At 39.9% G+C, this 20642-nt stretch carries 12 protein-coding genes and 2 pseudogenes; 10 read left to right on the top strand and 4 right to left on the bottom strand.

The window, feature by feature from the left end; all coding sequences use genetic code 11:
- Positions 1-14 precede the first annotated feature (14 nt).
- On the top strand, positions 15-1418 hold the full coding sequence (gene eat, locus FH971_RS09575; protein WP_137227176.1) for an ethanolamine permease: 1404 nt from the start codon (positions 15-17) through the stop codon (positions 1416-1418).
- A gap of 320 nt (positions 1419-1738) precedes the next feature.
- Here eat and FH971_RS09570 read toward each other — a convergent pair whose 3' ends face one another.
- Together FH971_RS09570 and FH971_RS09565 are read right to left on the bottom strand one after the other, a co-directional pair.
- The gene (locus FH971_RS09570; RefSeq protein WP_140234150.1) at positions 1739-2641 is read right to left on the bottom strand and encodes a homocysteine S-methyltransferase family protein; all 903 of its coding nucleotides are present in this window, start codon (positions 2639-2641) and stop codon (positions 1739-1741) included.
- 325 nt (positions 2642-2966) lie between these two features.
- On the bottom strand, positions 2967-3740 hold the full coding sequence (locus tag FH971_RS09565; protein WP_140234149.1) for a fumarylacetoacetate hydrolase family protein: 774 nt from the start codon (positions 3738-3740) through the stop codon (positions 2967-2969).
- A 1000-nt stretch (positions 3741-4740) separates the two neighbouring features.
- Between FH971_RS09565 and FH971_RS09560 the strand changes: the two genes are divergently transcribed.
- The 6 genes from FH971_RS09560 (at position 4741) to FH971_RS09535 (ending at position 15347) form a co-directional block, all read left to right on the top strand.
- Complete coding sequence (locus FH971_RS09560) at positions 4741-6336, top strand: ABC-F family ATPase (protein ID WP_140234148.1); 1596 nt, start codon at positions 4741-4743, stop codon at positions 6334-6336.
- Positions 6337-6866: 530 nt separating this feature from the next.
- The gene (locus tag FH971_RS09555) at positions 6867-9857 is read left to right on the top strand and encodes a TonB-dependent receptor (protein WP_140234147.1); all 2991 of its coding nucleotides are present in this window, start codon (positions 6867-6869) and stop codon (positions 9855-9857) included.
- 360 nt (positions 9858-10217) lie between these two features.
- Complete coding sequence (locus FH971_RS09550) at positions 10218-11096, top strand: NAD(P)-dependent oxidoreductase (RefSeq protein ID WP_140234146.1); 879 nt, start codon at positions 10218-10220, stop codon at positions 11094-11096.
- Between the two features lie 692 nt (positions 11097-11788).
- Positions 11789-14029 (top strand): peptidase U32 family protein, encoded by a 2241-nt coding sequence (locus tag FH971_RS09545; protein WP_140234145.1) that lies wholly within the window; start codon positions 11789-11791, stop codon positions 14027-14029.
- Positions 14030-14169: 140 nt separating this feature from the next.
- A complete protein-coding gene (locus FH971_RS09540) occupies positions 14170-14523 on the top strand; it encodes a YkgJ family cysteine cluster protein (RefSeq protein ID WP_140234144.1) in 354 nt (117 codons plus the stop codon).
- Positions 14524-15029: 506 nt separating this feature from the next.
- A complete protein-coding gene (locus FH971_RS09535; RefSeq protein WP_140234143.1) occupies positions 15030-15347 on the top strand; it encodes an HPF/RaiA family ribosome-associated protein in 318 nt (105 codons plus the stop codon).
- 524 nt (positions 15348-15871) lie between these two features.
- Here FH971_RS09535 and FH971_RS09530 read toward each other — a convergent pair.
- A pseudogene (locus FH971_RS09530) lies at positions 15872-16600 on the bottom strand (HD-GYP domain-containing protein); the annotation flags it as partial.
- A 38-nt stretch (positions 16601-16638) separates the two neighbouring features.
- Here FH971_RS09530 and FH971_RS09525 point away from each other — a divergent pair.
- Positions 16639-17867 (top strand): IS3 family transposase gene (locus FH971_RS09525; RefSeq protein ID WP_140233926.1). Its coding sequence is split into 2 segments (ribosomal slippage): positions 16639-16990 and positions 16990-17867, totalling 1230 coding nucleotides; the frame shifts between segments, so codons are not numbered across the junction.
- Positions 17868-17881: 14 nt separating this feature from the next.
- Here FH971_RS09525 and FH971_RS09520 read toward each other — a convergent pair.
- Positions 17882-18370 (bottom strand): DUF3391 domain-containing protein, encoded by a 489-nt coding sequence (locus FH971_RS09520; RefSeq protein ID WP_140234141.1) that lies wholly within the window; start codon positions 18368-18370, stop codon positions 17882-17884.
- A gap of 457 nt (positions 18371-18827) precedes the next feature.
- Between FH971_RS09520 and FH971_RS09515 the strand changes: the two genes are divergently transcribed.
- Both FH971_RS09515 and FH971_RS09510 read left to right on the top strand, forming a co-directional pair.
- Positions 18828-19418, top strand: a complete 591-nt coding sequence (locus FH971_RS09515; RefSeq protein ID WP_140234140.1) for a hypothetical protein — start codon at positions 18828-18830, stop codon at positions 19416-19418.
- Between the two features lie 383 nt (positions 19419-19801).
- Positions 19802-20599 (top strand): annotated as a pseudogene (locus tag FH971_RS09510) (metal-dependent hydrolase family protein); the annotation flags it as partial.
- Between the last annotated feature and the right edge of the window lie 43 nt (positions 20600-20642).

The following is a 20642-nucleotide window of genomic DNA, read 5'->3' as shown; positions in this document are numbered from 1 at the left end:
CCGGAGAAACAATTATGTCTGAGAACAACAAAGAGTATCTTGCCAAAAGGCAACTTAAAAGCGGTACCGCTGGATGGATTTTATTGGCGGGTTTAGGCGTGTCGTACGTTATTTCTGGTGATTTTGCGGGTTGGAATTTCGGTATAGCCGAAGCGGGCTGGGGAGGATTTGCCATTGCAGCAGTATTGATGGCAATCATGTATTTAGCCTTAGTCTTGTCGTTAGCCGAAATGTCAGCAGCAATACCTGCAGCTGGCGGTGGTTATAGTTTTGCTCGCCAAGCCATGGGGCCAGCGGGAGGGTATTTAACCGGATTAGCTGTGTTAATCGAATATGCACTGGCACCTGCTGCTATTGTTATTTTTATTGGCTCTGCGGTACAGGAGCTGCTGGGATTTAACGGCCCTTGGGTGTATGCACTATTTTATTTAGTCTTTGTGGGTATTCATCTCGCGGGCGTTGGAGAGGCATTAAAAGTCATGATGGTGATCAGCGGGTTAGCTGTTCTAGCTATTATTGCCACCGCGGTGGTGCTTGTTGGGAACTTTGATGCTACCCGACTTTATGATGTGGCGGTTACTGATGCCGCAGGTGCGAGTGAATTTCTACCATTAGGATGGTACGGAGTTTGGGCTGCACTGCCCTTCGCAATGTGGTTGTTTCTAGCCGTTGAAGGTGTTCCGTTAGCGGCAGAAGAAGCAAAAGATCCGGCCAAAGATGTTCCCAAAGGCATTATTGGTGCAATGATATTTTTATTGTTTACTGCGCTTTTGGTTGTAGTTTTAGTCCCAGGTGCAGGCGGTGCTGCAGCGATGGGGGCAAGTGCGGTACCATTAGTTGATGCTTTAAATGTTACTGGTAATCATACCTTAGCCACTATGGTAAACATTTTAGGCTTAGCAGGACTAGTGGCTTCATTTTTCTCCATTATTTATGGTTATAGCCGTTTAGTATTTGCATTATCTCGTGCAGGTTATATTCCGCGTTCACTGTCAATTACTACTTCACGTAAAGTCCCTGCTCGTGCGTTAATCGTTCCAGCAATATTCGGTTTTATTGCATCGTTAAGTGGAGAAGGAGATTTATTGCTTGCTATGGCCGTCGTGGGCGCGACAGTGTCTTATGCATTAATGGCACTAAGCCATATATTATTACGCATAAAACAACCTCAATTAGTTCGTCCATACAAAACACCAGGTGGTGTTGTAACATCAGGTATTGCATTAATCCTGTCTTTAATAGCATTAACGGGAGTGTATGCGTTTGACCCTCGGGCATTCTTATTCACAATGGGCTTATTTGTCATTGGCGCTGCTTATTACTTTGGCTACAGTTCATCTAGATTAGTAGCAAAAAGTGCTGATGAAGAGTTTGCTATGTTAGCTGCGGCTGAATCTGAGCTGGTCATGGAAAACTAATAAATCTTTAAATGCGATCTGGTTGTAATAACAGATCGCATATTTTAAAAGACTTAATTTTTATCTATCCCAACTAATTAATTCAATTAACACTAACGATCCAGAGTTAAATTTTCACTGAATGGCATCTCTGCCAAAATTAATGTCCAGCTCACATAGGATGCCAGCACCGGCACCACAATACCTATGCTTATAAAGTCCTTATGCCAAGTTCCTCTCATATGTTCCATTAATCCAGCCATAGTTGTTTTGGGTAATGCTGCCAAATACCAATGCAGTTAAAGATCAAATACCGATTTTATTCTCTTTCATCAATCCCCTTAACGAAGGCGCTGAGTGAGGGCTTCAATATGCTCTGGACCAATGCCGCAACAGCCGCCTATGAGTGATGCACCCGCGGCACGCCAGCGCTCTGCCAATGTTAGATAATCAAGAGGCCCAAGATCGCTGCGGATCTCGTCCAGACCCTCATTGGCAGTCGCCTCTTTTGTTTGAGGCGGAAAAGCATTCGCATAAGCACCCAATCGGATATCATTTCGCCCAAGCTCATCCAGACGGTCAGAGGCTACCTTTAGCGCAGCCTCAATCACTTCAGGCTGACAACAATTAAACAAAATGGCATCGACATTCACTGTCAGCATGGCTTCGATGGCATCGGCAACTAATTCACCAGAGCGCAGTTTGGGTTCGCCTGCAGTGGTTTCATCTTCAAGGGTAAAGGCAACCCAAAATGGTTTGTCATCTTGTGGCAGTAGCGCTTTGATGGCGAGCGGTTCAGCGATCAGGCTCATGGTTTCGGCTAACCACAGATCCACATTGGGCGCCATTGCCCGGATCAGCGGAGTCGCAAGCTCACTGACCTTCTCAGCATTGAACAGATCGGCACGATATGAGCCAAACAATGGCGGCAATGATCCCGCAACCAACACCGAATGTTCCTGCTCGTCGGCAACATCGCGCGCTAGCTTTCCCGCAAGCGCGGCCAGTGTTTCACCTTCAGCCGCAAAGCGCTCTGCACCAATATGAAACGGCACTAAGGCATAGCTATTGGTTATAATAACCCGAGCGCCACTGTCCACATAAGCCTGATGCACAGCGGTTACTGTTTGTGGTGCTTCAATTAAGGCCAGTGATGACCAATCCGGCTGGCAAAATGGCGCGCCTCTTCTTGATAATTCTCGTCCCATGCCACCATCAAGTATCCACAAATCCTGCTTATCCATTTCTTTTGCCTCTGCATATTTGAAACACTAGCTATCCTGAACCTAGGAGAATAAAAGTATCTCAAACGGGTTGTTGTTCAGGTTTCATAGTTCGATTAATTGATGATTGTTATTACCCTAAATAGACACTTTTAATTTAGACGTCTAGACGGCCAAGTTGTAGCGTTAAATATAGCATTCTGCAATCGCTCTTAGCAACAATCTTTGGCGTGTTAATGGAGACACTTAGCCTGTGTGCCGTCATCAATAGTCAGTTACTGACACAAGCGAGAAGAGATGGGCTTCACATAAAGCACTGTCTCATCGATGTTAGTAAAAGTGATATTTAGTTCGCGCTGAGCTCAGTAAACGATAACGCCATGGAGCCTAAACCCTGATATTTAATCTGCACGGGTTTATTCATATCAACCTTGAGCACGCCGCAATAAGAACCGGTAATAATGACTTGACCAGCGCTAATTTCAATCCCTCGCGCGGTTAAAAAATTGACTATCCAATATAAGGGCGATGCCGGTAATGTGCAGGGATGCGCGCCATCATAGGTTCGCGAGGCGTCATCTTGAGTGACCGTAAGGTGAATATGGCTGGCCTTAAAGGCCTTGAATTTGTCAATTTCAGGGCCTAAATACACACCTTGATTACTGAGTCCATCTGCCAGTTTTTCTAAAAATGAAGCGTTATAATCTCTACTAAATCGCTGTTGGATTAATTCTAACGCCATATGCGTGGCACCTATGTGCTGATCTATTTCGTCATCACTATAGTGGCGATCCGCGGCAAAGGATTGCCCAACAACAAAGGCTATTTCTGGCTCAATCAATGCGCGATGCGCCGATGAAAAAATCGGGCATTGTGGTTGATTAATAATGGCCTTGGCTAAAATAGGTGCCACAATCAAATCGCCGTTATCGCGAGGGGTTAAACACTTCCAGCCAGTGACATGCTGCTGATTGAGATCAATCATGGCTAATTGAATCCCAAGCGCCAAGTCGATGGTATCTATCTGATTTGCGGTTGCCAAGTCAGATATGGGATCAACTGTCTGGCGTTGTAAAAATAAATGTTTTGCAATGTTGTTTATATTAATGGGTTGAACCATCACGCGTTCCTTATTGCTATATTGAGCTAGCTTGACCAGTTAACCTTGCATCATAAATCAAGCCTTGTTATCGGGAAACATTGGCAGATAACGTAAAAAAATCAAGATTAACACCCCTGCTTTGCCTTGGTTAGTGTATTGCTAGTCATTCATTAAGCGCGTTTTTTTGCGCTCTCTTTTATCCTCTTGACTGATATCAACTATCACAATAAATCTATAAATGAAAAGTCTTCGCCGTCATGATGCAATGCAAAGCGGTTAATAAATACTCAGCACTACTGTCCGACAGAGCGCCAGCTTGAAGTTGATAAACATGTTAACCCATTTTTTGTGGCCATAATTGTGTTTTGGTTTGCTAAAATTAACCATAAACCGTTGTGCGACCTTAATCACACGCCATTGAGTCAGACACAGCGCTAATCGGTGTATTGTCCTTGATAATGGGCAGATCTGCTATGTCTGCATGTTTAGGACATGCTTCAACTATAATGATGTCATTCAGTGCGACGACTCAGGGATCAATCAAGGTGCGTAAATCATCAATCGACAACAACTGACTAACGCATTGCCGCGACTCGCCCCCTTAACATTATGCTTAATGGCTACGGTAGAATTATCAACTTTATAGTTAACATCTCAATATCATAGTCAACTCCCATTGGTGCATAGGCAAGGTTAACCTAGTGGTTATGCCTTACGCCTAAACAGCCAAATCGATAACATCGTTGATACTTAGAGTTATTTGGCAGACGTTTTTATCTTAATCGATGCGATCAACACAATATGAGTCAATTCACTCACATCAACATTTGTGGGGCTCTGGATTAAGTTCATTGCATGCTATATAAGCAATAAGTAGATTATAAATCGACAACTTAGCGCTAACCTGTATAATCCGCGGCCTATTTACTTAATATACTCACGTCTGTCTTATTACACACGGCTGTTTGTTTGCCCTTTGTTGATAAATATTCAGTTAGTACACAGTTGGAACATTGCTTTGATTTCTACCGCTAATATCACCATGCAGTTTGGCCCAGAGCCATTATTTGAAAATATCTCGGCTCAATTTGGTCACGGTAACCGTTACGGTTTAATCGGCGCAAATGGTTGTGGTAAGTCCACGTTTATGAAAATTTTGAGTGGTGCTCTTGCGCCAACATCAGGAAACGTGTCGATTACGCCAGGCTTTAAAGTCGGTACACTTAGTCAAGATCAGTTCGCGTTTGAACAATATAGCGTTGTCGACGCTGTGATCATGGGTGATGTAGGACTGTGGAAAGTCAAACAAGAACGTGACAGCATTTATGCAAAAGCAGAAATGACCGATGAAGACGGCATGCGAGTAGGCGATTTAGAAAGCCAGTTCGCCGAAATGGATGGCTACAGCGCAGAAAGTCGTGCTGGTGAAATTTTATTAGAAGCCGGTATTGAGGAGTCATTCCATTTTGGCTTAATGCAACAAGTTGCTCCAGGTTGGAAATTGCGAGTGTTATTGGCACAAGCTTTATTTGCTAACCCAGATATCTTGTTACTCGACGAACCGACCAACAACTTGGATATTCATACCATTAGTTGGTTAGCCACCGAGCTAAACAAACGTAAATGCACCATGATCATCATTTCGCACGACAGGCACTTTTTAAACTCAGTCTGTACCCACATGGCGGATATCGACTATGGTGAATTACGTGTATATCCTGGTAACTACGAATATTTCTTAGAACAGTCAGGCTTAATACGTGAACAACTTTTAGCGGGTAATGCTAAGAAAAGCGCTGAAATTGATGAACTACAAGACTTCGTTAACCGCTTTGGTGCCAACGCATCTAAAGCGAAACAAGCTAGCTCACGCGCTAAAAAAATGGATAAGATTAAGTTAGATGATGTGAAATCATCTAGCCGTATTACCCCATCAATCCGCTTTACAGAAAGTAAAAAATTGCATCGCCAGGCATTAGTACTTGAAGAATTGTCACATGGATTTGATGAAGTGTTATTTGAACACGGCGATCTCATCCTAGATGCAGGTTCAAAACTGGCTATTATTGGGGAAAACGGCGTCGGTAAAACCACGCTATTACGTTGCTTAGTGAATCAACTACAACACAATCACGGCCGGATTAAATGGTCAGAAAATGCTGCAATTGGTTACTGCCCGCAAGACAGTTCTGCAGACTTTGATAATGACATGACGTTATTTGATTGGATGTCATTATGGCGTACGCCTAGGCATAACGATTTAATGGTACGTGGTATGTTAGGTCGTTTGTTGTTTTCTGATGACGATGCCAATAAAAAAGTGCGTAACTGTTCAGGTGGTGAGAAGAACCGTTTATTATTTGGTAAGTTAATGATGATGGATATTAACGTACTGGTAATGGATGAGCCAACTAACCACATGGATATGGAAGCGATTGAAGCATTAAACCAAGCGCTAAAATTATATGAAGGTACTTTGATATTTGTTAGCCACGACCGTGAATTTGTATCATCGTTGGCGACACGGATTATTGATGTTAAAGATAAAAAATTAATCAACTTCCACGGTACTTTCGATGAGTATCTAGCAAGCCAACCAAAGTTGACTGCATAAATCCATTCTCTGGTAATTAGTACCAGTAAAACAAAAAGCCTTTATTTGTTATTCAAATAAAGGCTTTTTTGTATTCGTTAACGCATCATCAATAATAGTTAATCAAAATTCTGGATAATAAGCGGTAATCAAACTACCTTTCATAAACATTGCTGTATTACTTGTTCACTAACACAACCTGCTGCTCTTCTTTTGTCATCTTGGTAAAAGAAAATCATTCATAAAAAATAACCAATACTCTAGATTTTCATCATGAAACGGTTAAAAAAACCGTTAATCTATAAATTGGTCATAACACATCTATATAAGCTAATTCGTTTATTTTTATACCCCTTAAGTACTAGCTATAAACACTGTTCATAATAACAAAAACTTAAATACGCAGATTTGGTATGACAATTTGTTATTTTTGGTAATGATTAATTGCAATTACTGGTAACGTGTTATATAAATGTTACTGTTGATTAAAACAACAACAATTGGTAATACCAAAAGGTCATACCAAAATAACAAATTCTTTGGGGAGAATTATGAAGCTGAATAAAATAAGCGCTATGTTTAATGGTCCTAAAAGCAAAGCCAACAATATAGCAATTTTTGGAGCAACATTAACAGCCTTGTTAAGTATGCCAACTTTTGCCGCGGACACAGAAGCACAGACTAAAGCTACACAAGCAGATGTAGAAGCAAGTGAAATTGAAGTGATTGCAGTTAGGGGTATATTTGGCAGCTTAAAAGCAGCTAATTTACTCAAGCGTACTGACGAACGTATCGTCGATGTTATTGTTGCAGAAGATATTGGTAAGCTACCTGATAACAACATCGCAGAAGCATTACAACGTATCACAGGCGTTTCAATTGAATCCGATTTTGGTGTAGGTGAATCGGTTACTATTCGTGGTGTATCAGAAAACCTCATTTTGCTCAATGGCCGCTCTACTGCAGGTCCAGGGCGTGGCGGTGTTAGTTTAGATGACTTCCCTTCCAGCTTTTTGAAAACAGTTGAAGTGATTAAATCTCCAACACCAGAAATGATTGAAGGTGCCTTAGGTGGCACAGTCAATATGCAAACTGTACGCCCTCTTGAACTTTCAGAGCCCCTAGTTGCCATTACACTTGACGGTGAATATGCTGATAAAACTGAAAACGTTGCACCTAATTTTAGCGCTGCAATGGGTAATAATTGGGATTTAGGCGATGCGGGTACTTTTGGCGCTTCAGTTAATCTATCGTACTTAGATCGTGAATTACGCCGAGATGAGTATTTTAACAAAGTTGATTTACAAGACAACATCGACATAAACGGTGATGGCGTTGTTGATGTATCAGGTGGTCCTAACGGTAAATATCTTCGTAGATCCGAAAGTACCGTAGAGCAAAAAACAGAAGAACGCGAGCGTACTGCATACGGATTATCACTACAATGGGCGCCAACAAATGCAGATGCCAATATATACATTGACATGAACGCCACTAAATTAGATGGCGGGCAAGCTGCTTATTCAATTCTTGATGTCGGTGGTTCAGTCGTTCCTAGAAGCGACTCTTATTACGACAATAATGGTGAATTACACAATTACGATTTGGAAGGCGTCCTTACTATTCCAAAGACATGGAGTGACTTCACCACATCAGATACATCTTCACATGCAATTGGTGGAGAATGGAATATTACTGATAATATAGAAATATCAGCTGAATATTCAATATCAAAATCTGAAGAACGTCAAACCGCATCAGAATTCAATCTACGCCCAATTGAACGTACAGATCCTACTTTAGATCTTGTTACGCATACCAGTACAGGAAGTATGACAACTGGAAGTGGTATTCCCTCTTATGTTTTTGCCGACACAGGTATGTTGACTAACCCTAATAACTTAGTATTTCGTGAGTTTTTCCACAAAACATTAGATACAGATAATGAAGAGCAAGCCTTGCGATTTGATTTTAAAATCCACGATGTAGGTGTCGACTTTATTTCTGCAGTAAAAGCGGGTGTACGTTTTACCGACAGGGATTACAGTTCAAATCGTTTTGATCTTAAGCCTAATGGCAATACCCTCAAAGATTCTTATAAAAAAGCAACAAACTCTGATGGTTTATACAGTCCAACTTGGATTGATAACGCGATTATCAGCGATAGTTTTAAAACAATAAATATGGATAACTCATTCGACCAAACGGGTATTGCAGGTCAAAATGATTTACTTACATACAATGTTTACGATGCCGATAAATTGAAAGATGCTGATGCAACTTATTTATTGGTTCAAGAGATGCTAAAAGATACTTCTTATGCAATGAACGGTAGTTTAGCCGATAACATGGTTGAAGATACCAGTGCATATAAAACCATTAACGAAAAAACCAGTGCCATATATGCGCAATTTCATCTAGATTTTGATGACATTACTGCTGTTGTTGGTGGGCGTTATATTGAAACAGAATTAGAATCTAGCATTGTCGATTCCGTAGATGTTAATGGTAATAAAATACTGAATACTGGTAGCAATGATTATTCAGACTTTTTACCTAGCTTGAATGTTACTTATACTTTATCAGAAGAAACCTTAATGCGTTTTGCGGCAGCTAAAGTGATGCGCCGAGCTGATTTTGATGAGTTAAGTCCTGCACTCTCTATCGATAACTCTTTGGTTACGGGTACACAAGGTTCTTACCAATTAGATCCATACCGTGTTACTCAATATGATCTTTCTGTTGAACACTACTTCGGGGATGGTGGCATAGTTTCTGCGGCTATTTTCTACAAAGACGTAAAGTCATTCACACAAACTGACAGTAGCTGTTTAGCAGATTCAAGCACCATTAATGGTCAAAACACGACTCAATGGGACAATATTTGTTTACTTAGCACCGCAGGTCAAAGCCAGGGTGACATTATTAATGCTACCCAAGATCAAGGTTTAGATTATGTTGATGCTGAAAAAGCTGCAGGTCGCACCGGTATTCTAATTGATACTGATGTTAATGGCGGTAGCGGTGAAGTCAGAGGTTTAGAATTAGGTTACCAGCAACAGTTTAGCTTTTTACCAGGCATGTGGTCAGGTTTAGGTGTTAACGCAAACTATACTTTTGCTGATAGTGAACAACCTGATGGCAATACATTATTGAATATTTCGAAGCATACCGCTAACACTCAATTGTATTGGGAAAGTGAAGATGTTCAGGTACGTTTAGCTTATAACTGGCGTGACCGTTATTTATATGAGCAAGGCACTAAACGTGTTCAAACAGTGGGCGCGTTAGGTTACAACGTGTTCAACCAGAACGACCCTTTAGCTGATAATTACGACCCTACTGTGGGTAATAGTTACCGTGAAGCCAGAGGCCAATTTGATTTCTCCGTAAGTTGGGATATTAACGAAAATTTCACTGTGGTAGCCAATGCGGTTAACTTAACCGGTGAGCCTATAGTCTACACTACCGAGCTTGATTCTATCTGGGCTTACAGTGAAGCAGATCGTCGATACACTCTTGGTGTTCGAGCTAAGTTCTAATGCATTAACTCGTTTAGGAAAGCCTATCGACTTGATAGGCTTTTTTTCTAACAAGCAGCCAATTTCAACAATTGTTAATCTTTTTCAATAAGGGCAATACCCTTTAATTGAATATAAACAAAAATTGGTTTTTCAGTAAATACATCTACCCGCAAAGCTAATTACAATTTGGTAAGTCAAAAAGAATCAAATTGGTTGACAATTTGGTATGCATTAACTACCATTTTGTAAGACAGGTTATTAAGCGGATTAATTGCATTTTTATAATCGATTATTTATTAAAAACATCTCTCACCGATTTATTAAGTAAGAGATGTTTATTACTCAGATAAGCACAACCAATATATTTAGGAGTTAAATATGACAAAACCAGTCATCGGTTTCATCGGCCTTGGTCTTATGGGCGGCAATATGGTTGAGAACTTACAAAAAAGAGGTTACCAGCTAAATGTAATGGATCTTAACAAAGACGCTGTTGCCACTTGTGTTGCTCGCGGCGCTAAAGCCGTTAGCTCAGCAAAAGAACTTGCAGCAAACAGTGACATAGTTATGCTTTGTCTCACGACTTCCGCTGTTGTAGAAAAGCTTGTTTATGCTGAAGACGGTATCTTAGCCGGCATCAAAGAGGGTTCGGTACTCATTGATTTCGGTACATCAATCCCAGCCTCTACTCGTAAGATTGGTGCAGACCTCGCTAAGAAAGGCGCAGGCATGATAGATGCCCCGCTTGGCCGTACACCTGCTCATGCAAAAGACGGTTTACTTAACATTATGGCTGCTGGCGATATTGAGACTTTCAACAAAGTTAAACCAGTATTGGATGAGCAAGGCGAGAATGTATTCCATTTAGGTGCTCTTGGTGCTGGTCACACAACTAAACTTATCAATAACTTCATGGGTATGACCACGGTTTGTGCTATGTCTCAAGCTTTTGCTGTAGCAGATCTTGCAGGTGTTGACCGTCAGCAACTTTTCGACATCATGTCAGCTGGTCCGTCAAACTCGCCTTTCATGAAGTTCTGTAAAAACTACGCCGTTGACGGTGTTAGCGACTTAGGCTTCTCTATTGCCAATGCCAACAAAGATCTTGGCTATTTCCTTAAGATGGTTGATGACTTAGGTACAGAATCTAAGATTGCAGAAGGCTCTTCCGCGAACCTTCAAGCTGCATTTGACGCAGGCTTAGGTAACGGTAATGTTCCTGAAATCTTTGATTATTTTGTTAAACTAGAGAAATAATCAATTCAATCTTTCATCTGTAGTGATTACAAATGAAAAGTTGAGATTATAGTTGATGTAAAAGGGGTAGTTCTCTGTTCCTTTTGCATAGACTATAGCTGACGCAAACCTATTAATACCCACACATCGTTAATAGGTTTTCGTTCAGCATTGCTACTTTTACAACTAACACTATTAACCTTAATGTTTAGATTTGCCCCGCTACTGACAATATCTACATCCACTAAAATGTCAGAAACAAGCGATAAACCCTCAACGCATAAATTGCGTTCTCACAACTCATTTTTAGCAACACAGTTCACTAGTACCATTTTAAAATACAGACTCCGCTCTGATGGCTATACCTTCCTAACAAAATCATCATATTCAGTACCTTTGAAATTTCACTATTTCCATAGCCCACTTATGCCAGAACGGTTTTAATAGTTATCTGATATAGCGCTTATTAACCATGATGAGTAAATGAAACGCATTTGTATTTTAGTTAACCTCAGCTAGGGATAGCCGATTGGGTATTAGATGAGATAAAATAACCGTCTTATTGCAAGTCAATGCGAGCCAGTGAGTAATACAAGGGATTGTTTACAAACCGTTTATTAACTTAAGCTGATATAAAATAGTAATCAGCAACAGATACACGTAAACTCGCGTCCTAAAATTTATATTTAACGAATAAAAATAGCGAAAATATCATGAATAGAAAAATCGAATTATTGGCACCTGGTGGAGATGTCGATGCGATCAAAGCAGCGATAATTGCCGGTGCAAATGCCGTTTATTGTGGCTTAGATACCTTCAACGCCCGCAATCGAGCCGCTAACCTATCCTTCGATGACTTAATTGGTGTTATTGCGCTCGCTCATCAATACCAGTGTGAAGTGTTTCTTACCATGAATATCGTTATTCTAGAAAACGAAGTGCCTACATTGGTCAAGTTACTCAATCAACTGGTGAATACCGGCATTGACGGCATAATCGTACAAGACCTAGGTTTATTTAACTTAGTGAGCAAGCATTTCCCAAGTTTAGCGATACATGCTTCTACTCAGCTGACGACCCATAACGAAGGTCAAATTGCCTTTTTAGCTAAAATTGGTGCAACTCGAGTCAACTTGTCGCGCGAACTAAACCTTGGCGAAATTAAAAGCTTGACCACCCTAGCCCACGATCATGATGTGCTTACCGAAGTGTTTGTTCATGGCGCATTATGCATTGCCTTCTCTGGCCAATGTTATTCAAGTTCTGTTAGTGTCGGCAATTCAGGTAACCGTGGCCGCTGCAGCCAAGCATGTCGTGATGAATATGAAATCACCGCAGCTGGTAACAAGTTTCCCCTTAATTTAAAAGACAACTCAGCCTACTTTGACTTACCTGAACTGGTTGATGCAGGTGTTGATTCACTTAAAATTGAAGGGCGTATTAAAGGCGCTCAATACGTTCACACAGTGGTAGACACTTGGCGCAAACAGATTGACCAATTTATCGACACAGGTAGATTACTGGCCGATGACTCGAGCTTGCACAAAGTGTTTAATCGTGATTTTACCAACTCTTTTTTAAAGGGTAATCTCACCAAAGACATGTTTATCGATAACCCACGCGATAACAGCTTTAAACATGCTAACGATAAAAGTAACGCAATATCTGTGGTGCAAATACAAGAAGCACAACAAACATTGTCATCAGAAAAAGATGCCATTGTTCAGTTGGTAGCAGAAAAGATTAATCATCTTAGTATTGCAAAGCCAGAATTAACCCTCGCATTTGCAGGCCAAGTAAATCAACCTTTGACGATAACGGTAACCACACCAGATCAACATTTTGTGATTGAATCAACAATCACATTAACGCAAGCAACCGAGTCTCGTGTTGACGAAGCGGCTATTGAGAAACGCTTTAAAAGCTTAAAAAGCACTGGCTACCTGTTACAAGCATTCAACTTTGACAACTTAGGTACAGATTTAAGCTTACCGTTCAGTCAATTAACTCAGCTTAAAAATCAATTGCTATTACAGCTAACACAAAGAGAATACATAGGCGCAGTCACCTTACCTAAGTTACCTAAGCATCCTAAAGTGACCGACACACCAACATTGTCTTTGCTTATTAGTGACGAAAAAGATGTCAACTTGTGCGATGTTACCGACGCTGATATTTACTTCAAGTTGCCAGAAAGTTTTAAGAAAAATGATGACAAGTACATTGATGTTTTCTTGCGTAATCCAACGCTTATTCCGTGGTTTCCGGCCGTGCTCATTGGTAAAGATTACATCGAAGCGGTAAGAGTGTTAGAAGTGGTTAAGCCTAAACGTATCGTGACCAATAATACTGGCGTTGCGTTTAAAGCCTATGAAATGGGCATTGAATGGATTGCTGGACCGTTTTTAAACACTACTAACTCGTATGCCTTGCTTACATTACAAGAACAATTAAATTGTGCTGGCGCATTTATTTCGAACGAAATTAACCGTAATCAAATTAAAAATATCGCCAGACCAGAAAACTTCAAACTGCTTTATAGCATCTATCATCCCATTTTGATGATGACTAGCCGACAATGCTTTTTCCAGCAAACAGTCGGTTGTAGTAAACCCAGTATTGAAGATGGTTGCATGCTTAAATGTGAGAAAGCCACGACTATCACGAATGTGAAAGGCATTTCATTTGCGGTAGACAAGCAAAAAGGTGGTTACCCAAGTATTTATAACCACGAGCAGTTCTTAAACATCGAAGCCGTTGAAGATTTATCGCACTTATTTGATGAGTTCTTTATCGACCTCACCAACATTGGGTCTGGATCAAAAGCTGAAATAGATAAAACTCAGCTAGTTACCCATTTCGAAAACGTACTTAAAGGCGTTAGCGAATCTAAAGTAGAGTTAAACCAACTGGTGACAATCTCAACTAACGCCCAGTATCAGCAAGGCTTATAGGTTGCTAAGTAAACGTTAATTGCTTTGAGTTTAATGTCTCAATCGATTAACGTTTAATAATGATATGCTTTTCATTATTGAACTAGCACACTACGATTTATTCAAGCCGATGTGATATGTACATTAAGAGTTAATAACGAATGAAAAATAACATAGAGATAGTCGATCTGCTGCGAGAACGAATTCCATCATTTGAATGCAAGTCAGGTTGTCACGATTGTTGTGGCCCAGTAACGACATCTTCTGAAGAAATGGCACGCCTCCCCTTTAAAACTAACGCTCAACATGAAGCCGCATTAAAAGAGTGGAACTGTGTATACTTGGGCCCAAATGGTTGCGAGGTTTATGAAGAGCGCCCATTGATATGTCGTGTTTTCGGCACAACACCACGTATGCCTTGCCCTGAGCACCGTCGACCGGAAGTGATGATTGACACAAAAACGGAAGCGCAGATCCATCACTACATCGCCAACACCCGCCAAGTATTAGTGTAGCAGTCTGAACTATCATCAAGTGTTTAGGCTTAATCAACGAAATAATACCGCGGCAGTAATCAATTTACTTAAAAGTTCACACAGCGGGCAATATCTTACCCTCATCAATATTCCTTATATGAGAAGCCGCTAAGCAACTCCTTTTAAAGTCAATCTCTCGGTTTATTAACTCCCAAGCATCGCTATAAATTTGTCATACTAATCTAAGAGAGTTGGGGATCCCACGAGATGAAACTCAACGAGATTTTTCTTCTGTTGTACTTAACGATTTCTGCATGGATTAATACATTTTATCTGCATACTATTTATACAGTTTTATTTGTTGAATGATAAACTTAGGTATAAACTGAATTAAACCATGTGCAAAATCAACTTGTGCATTATAAAAAGTTTTATAATATCAATTGGTTACCACCGTGTAAATTGAGGTCGTCGGTTAAAACCATACACAAGCTCAATACCAACGATAGGCCTATCATAAAACTGAATTACAGGAGAACATTGTCATGCAAATCCAAATAAATACCGACAAAAATATATCCGGACAAGATTCACTGGCTAAACATGTAGAAGATAGTTTGAAATCCGATCTCAACCGTTTCAGTGATCAAATCACCCGTATTGAAGTACATTTAAGTGACGAAAACAGCTCAGCCAAGTCTGGTAATAAAGACAAGCGCTGTTTACTTGAAGTTAGGCTTGCTGGGGAACGTCCAATTACAACCAGTGAGCATGCTGAAACCATTGGCGATGCTATTACTTTCGCTACAGAACAAATGATAAATTTGCTAGACACTGAGTTGGGTAAACGAGCCAAGAGGTAACAGAAATCCTTTGAACATCAATGCTAAACCTAAATGGGTTGGATATCCCTAGCGTCCAACCCCGCTCCTTCTGCAACGCCTAATAAGACTTATGACTAGATGAAAACGCTGGATACCCAAAGCGATCTATTCATTATCAATAAAAAAATCCTAACCAAAATTGTCTAAGAGCATTTTTCAAATGTTAACAACCATTGGTCACTCTGAATATATACTCGATTTTTTCAACTAGTATTTACTTAACTCAATTATCATATTTACAATATGTGAATCTGTCATGGCACTTTTATCAACACTGTGCCAATTAATTTCAGTCTGGTAAAGTCCGTGTAATATCTGTTTTATATGATTATCGGAGGTCATTATTGTTCTATCGACTTGAGCTGAGAATAGAATTTATTAGTGGCGATATAATATAATTAACTGATTAAATTAATTAATACTAATTATGATTTAAAAACATTTACAGAATACTTATACAATTTTTAAGGATACAATATTGTTAATTATAAATATCAAAGTAATCAATAAAATGGTGCGGGATTAATACCTAAACTGCTAGGAGTAATACCTCGTTCAATATCCACCGATGTTTTTAATAAATCTACCATGACAATTTCGGTATAGCGTTTATATTTTTGCGAGTAAAAGCACTTTACAATAGGGTGAAATACATCACGGTCTTTTGCTTCCCAAACAATGCCTACTCTTTGATCAGAAAGTAACACTAACGAACCAACTGGGTATACACCGATACAGCGGATAAACTCATAAACTAAGGATTGATCTAAGTGAAATGGGGTTAAGCTTATCAAAACCTTAAATGCAGCAGCAGGACTCATCGCCTCTTTATAACAACGTTCGGCAGTCAGAGCATCAAATATATCAACGATGCAGCTCATGCGCCCATGAAGTGGAATTTCATCGCCCTTTAAGCCGTTTGGATAACCGTTACCATCAATTTTTTCGTGATGCATCAAGCATACGTCTTTGCTCATCTGCGATAAACCTTTAGTGTCATCCATTATTTGTATTGCAAAAAATTGATGCAATTTCATATGTTCGAACTCTTCAGGCGTTAGCTTTTTGGGTTTATTGAGAATGGTATCATCGACTTTTATTTTACCGATATCATGCAAAATACCCCCCACAGCCATCTGTCTAAGTACATCAATATCAAGTTTTAGATGTTGACCAAAGGTAATCAATAAAAAAGCAACATTAATGGAATGTTCTAGCAAGTAAGCATCTGTCCCGTCCTGAGATAAGTTGACACATTGGAGACTTATCTATGAAACCTTCAGTATCAATCAATATAAAACGTACTCAACGAGATTACACATTAGGCTTTAAATTAGCGGTTGTTAGTCAAGTAGAAAAAGGCGAGCTAACGTATAAGCAAGCTCAAAACCACTATGGCATTCAAGGGAGAAGTACCGTCCTAACATGGTTACGAAAACATGGTAGATTAGATTGGTCCCAGCCGATTGAGCATTCACCTATGTCCAAATCTACAGAAACACCCGCCCAGAAAATCAAACGATTAGAGAAACAAGTCTCCAATCTCGAAATGAAAAATATGATTTATGGCGATATGGTCGAGTTACTTAAAAATGAGTACGGTATTGATTTAGAAAAAAAGTACTTAGCCGAACGCTCTGGCTTGCCAAAGAAAAAGGCACTGTAAAGCTAGCGACAGCGAGTCGGCAGTTTAACCTATCAAGACAAGCTGTTTATCAATGGAAGCAGCGCTTAGCAGCAAGAGCTGACATGTTAAAACCGGTGATGACTATGGTTATGTATTGGCGTCAGTTCATGCCCAGAGTGGGTACGCGTAAGCTTTATCAACTCATCAAGCCACAGTTACTTGAACAAGGCATAAAGCTAGGTAGGGACGGCCTATTTCAGTATTTAAAACAACACAATATGTTAGTAAAGCCTAGGAAGAATTACACCAAGACAACCCATAGCCACCATTGGTTGAGAAAACACCCAAACTTACTCAAAGACAGAGTGGTGAAGAGCGTTGAAGAGGTATTTGTCAGTGACATAACCTACGTAAAATCAGACGAAGGAACTCACTATTTATCATTAGTCACAGATGCATATTCAAGAAAAATAATGGGTTATGAATTAAGTGATGAAATGAAAGCCAGTGATGTTGTTAAAGCATTGGAGATGACGATAAAGAATCGTCAGACAACCAGTGATGTCATTCATCATTCAGATAGAGGGATACAGTACTGCTCAGCAGAATATCAACATAAATTGGCTGCGAATGCGATAAGGCCATCGATGACAGATGGGTATGATTGTTATCAGAATGCGTTAGCTGAGCGAGTGAATGGTATTTTGAAGCAAGAGTTTTTACTTTACCGCTGTCGTACGATGAAGGAGCTGGCAATACTCATCAAAGAATCTATTAGGATTTATAACGAGTTAAGACCGCACCTTAGTTTAGGAATGAAAACCCCAAACGAAGTGCATGAAAAAGCCAGTCGGGAGTTCCAACTGGCTTAATAAAAACCGTCAACCTATTTTAGGACTAGACAATCTTTAGTACGTAACGCTAAAATGCATTTAAAAGCATCTTCATTGTCCATTACCGTCTCAATCATCTTATCGGCAAGGCCATCAAATTGAGTAATGTCAAACGCTTTACCTTCATAGGTTTCGGCTAATACCTTTTGAATAAGCCCCTTTGCTTCAGCAAGCAAATTTTTAGCTTGAAGCTGTCTTGCATCTCGGGTGACAGTCGCTTTACGAGCTAGTGGTTTAATCGAATCGTTTGGTTTATCAGATTTGAATAAACCACAATTGTCAGATGAGCGCTCAATGTCTACCCAAACTGTGGTGACATTACTATTTTTAAGCTTAATGATGGCATCATGGTGTTTAATTTTACCCGGATTAAGAATGTCTACTTTGCTTTGTTGACGATCTATTGCTGTAACAAACATGCCAAGAACAAGTTTATCGATAGGGATCTTCATCACATGGTTTGATTCAACAACATCATTCATTTACATGCTCCCCTCACAACAAAAACCTTATTAGATAACAATAATGTAACATTTTGTTAATACATTATGCTAGTTAAATATTATCCACCCCAAGTGCCCATTTGGTCAAAATATGATAATCAAGAATATTAACAATCGCTAAATTAATCAGTCTCTTATTATTCATCTGATGGTCAAGTATCTCAATTGAACAGATTCAAAGGGATTACTCAATAATGTCTTAATTTTATTTCAAAAACCTCATCTGTTTACTAAAAGTTCAATAAATACAACATAAGTCCGTAATCTAAATTTTTGGTTTTATGAAATGTCACTAAAGCCCCATAAATTAGAAATCACACTAGTTAATGGTTAACCAATATTTCACTAATTTATCATCACTTTTTGCTGTTCAATCTAGTCAGCCATATCAATACACGGTATTGTTGTCCCAAATGACGTACACGATGGACTTTGATTGTTTACTTATAATATCAATGGCAAAGCGAGCCGCTTTTTCACTTATGCAGATCTCATTAATTGTGGTGTAACAGCACTGGAGCATAATATTGAAAACCTGCCATTACAGCCTGACACTTGGCGCGCCCTCAGTTTACTGGCCACCCAAATACTCGACCCTATTGTCGATCAATTTGGCCCCTTGTCGCTAACCTATGGCTTTTGTTCGCCAGAACTTGTCAGAAAAATTGCTAAAAACCGTAATCCACATATAGCACCAAAGCTTGACCAGCACTGCTCTCACGAACTCAATCAAAATCAAAAAATCATCTGCGACCGTTTAGGTGCCGCATGCGACTTTACCGTCATTAGCAACACAGAAGATAAAAGTGTTGATATGCAACAAGTCGCGCAATGGATGTGCGAAAACCTGAAATTTGATCGCCTGTACTATTACGGGAAAAATCGACCGATACACATCAGCATCGGCCCGCAAATGAATCAATTTATTCAAACCATGAAAACTAATGCCAACACAGGCCATCGGGTACCGTCTAAAAAAGGCCGAAATGAAACGGCAATCGCGGTGATCCAACAAGTGGGTTATTAACAGCAAAAAGAGGCTACATGGATAAACGTCAAACACAAACGAATACAGCACCAACATGGTTAAACAGCAATAACACCATGCAACAGTTAAAGATATCCGCTTGCCATTTAATATATTAATAGGTAACTACATTCACTTTCTCTATCGACCGATAACTTTACTGCAAACAACTAACGTTAAGGTAGCTATCAAGAGCCTTAACAATCTCAAAGTAGGAATAAAATTTCATTAACATAGAACCCGAATTGATCAATATTTTGAAATGATTAACACTGGATTACGCAAAAGCTGCACAACAATACCAAATACTCAAAGATTATTTAGGCCATCACCATCAAAATACCCTCTCGTTTTATCTACTAATACAAATTGATACACAATATGGTATAGATGCTGGCGATATTCCTGGACCACGCATTTGGGCTGTAGGACATGCCATTGGTATTAAGGCGGACATTGCCATGATAACTTCCCCGCACCAGAAACCCATGCTAAATATCAAGGTGTTGCCGACGGCCCCTAAATACGCACTAAAGTGCGCGAAAACAATAAATACAACGCCAATGCGATTAAAGTCTATGCCACTGGCGGAGTGTTCTCTAAAGGCACCCAAGTTGGCGCGCAGCAGATGAAGCGCATATGCGCGGCCTTGTTATCGCTGCCCTAGCGGCATTAAAGATGCAATTCGCGCCGGTATTGATAGCATTGAACATTGTAGTTTTATGGACGATGAAGCGATTAAGATGGCTATAAAAGCTGGTACCTATTTATCTTGCGATATTTACAACACTGAATATACCCTCGCCTTTGGCGCCGCTAACGGGGTACCTGAAGCCAATATCAATAAAGAAAAACAAATGTCGCAAGCACAGCGTGATAGCTTTAGAAAAGCCGTTAAAGCAGGTGCTAAGATGGTATTTGGATCTGATGCGGCTATTTATCCTCATGGCGATAACGGTAAACAGTTTTCCCGCATGGTGACCTTTGGCATGATGCCGATGCAAGCATTACAAGCGGCTACTATTAATAGTGCAACCTTGATAAAACAAGATAACTTAGGCCAAATTAAAGCTGGTTTCCTAGCTGATATTATCGCTGTTTATGGCAATCCGTTGGATAACATAAGTTTGATGGAAAACGTCACCTTTGTGATGAAAGTCGGCGTGGTATACAAGCAGTAAATGAGTAAACACAACTTCAAAATTGAGTAACACCATAAGACCG

The sequence above is a fragment of the Shewanella polaris genome, assembly GCF_006385555.1.
In the GTDB taxonomy this organism is placed as follows: Bacteria; Pseudomonadota; Gammaproteobacteria; order Enterobacterales; family Shewanellaceae; genus Shewanella; species Shewanella polaris.
This window is presented reverse-complemented; position numbering and strand designations above follow the sequence as displayed.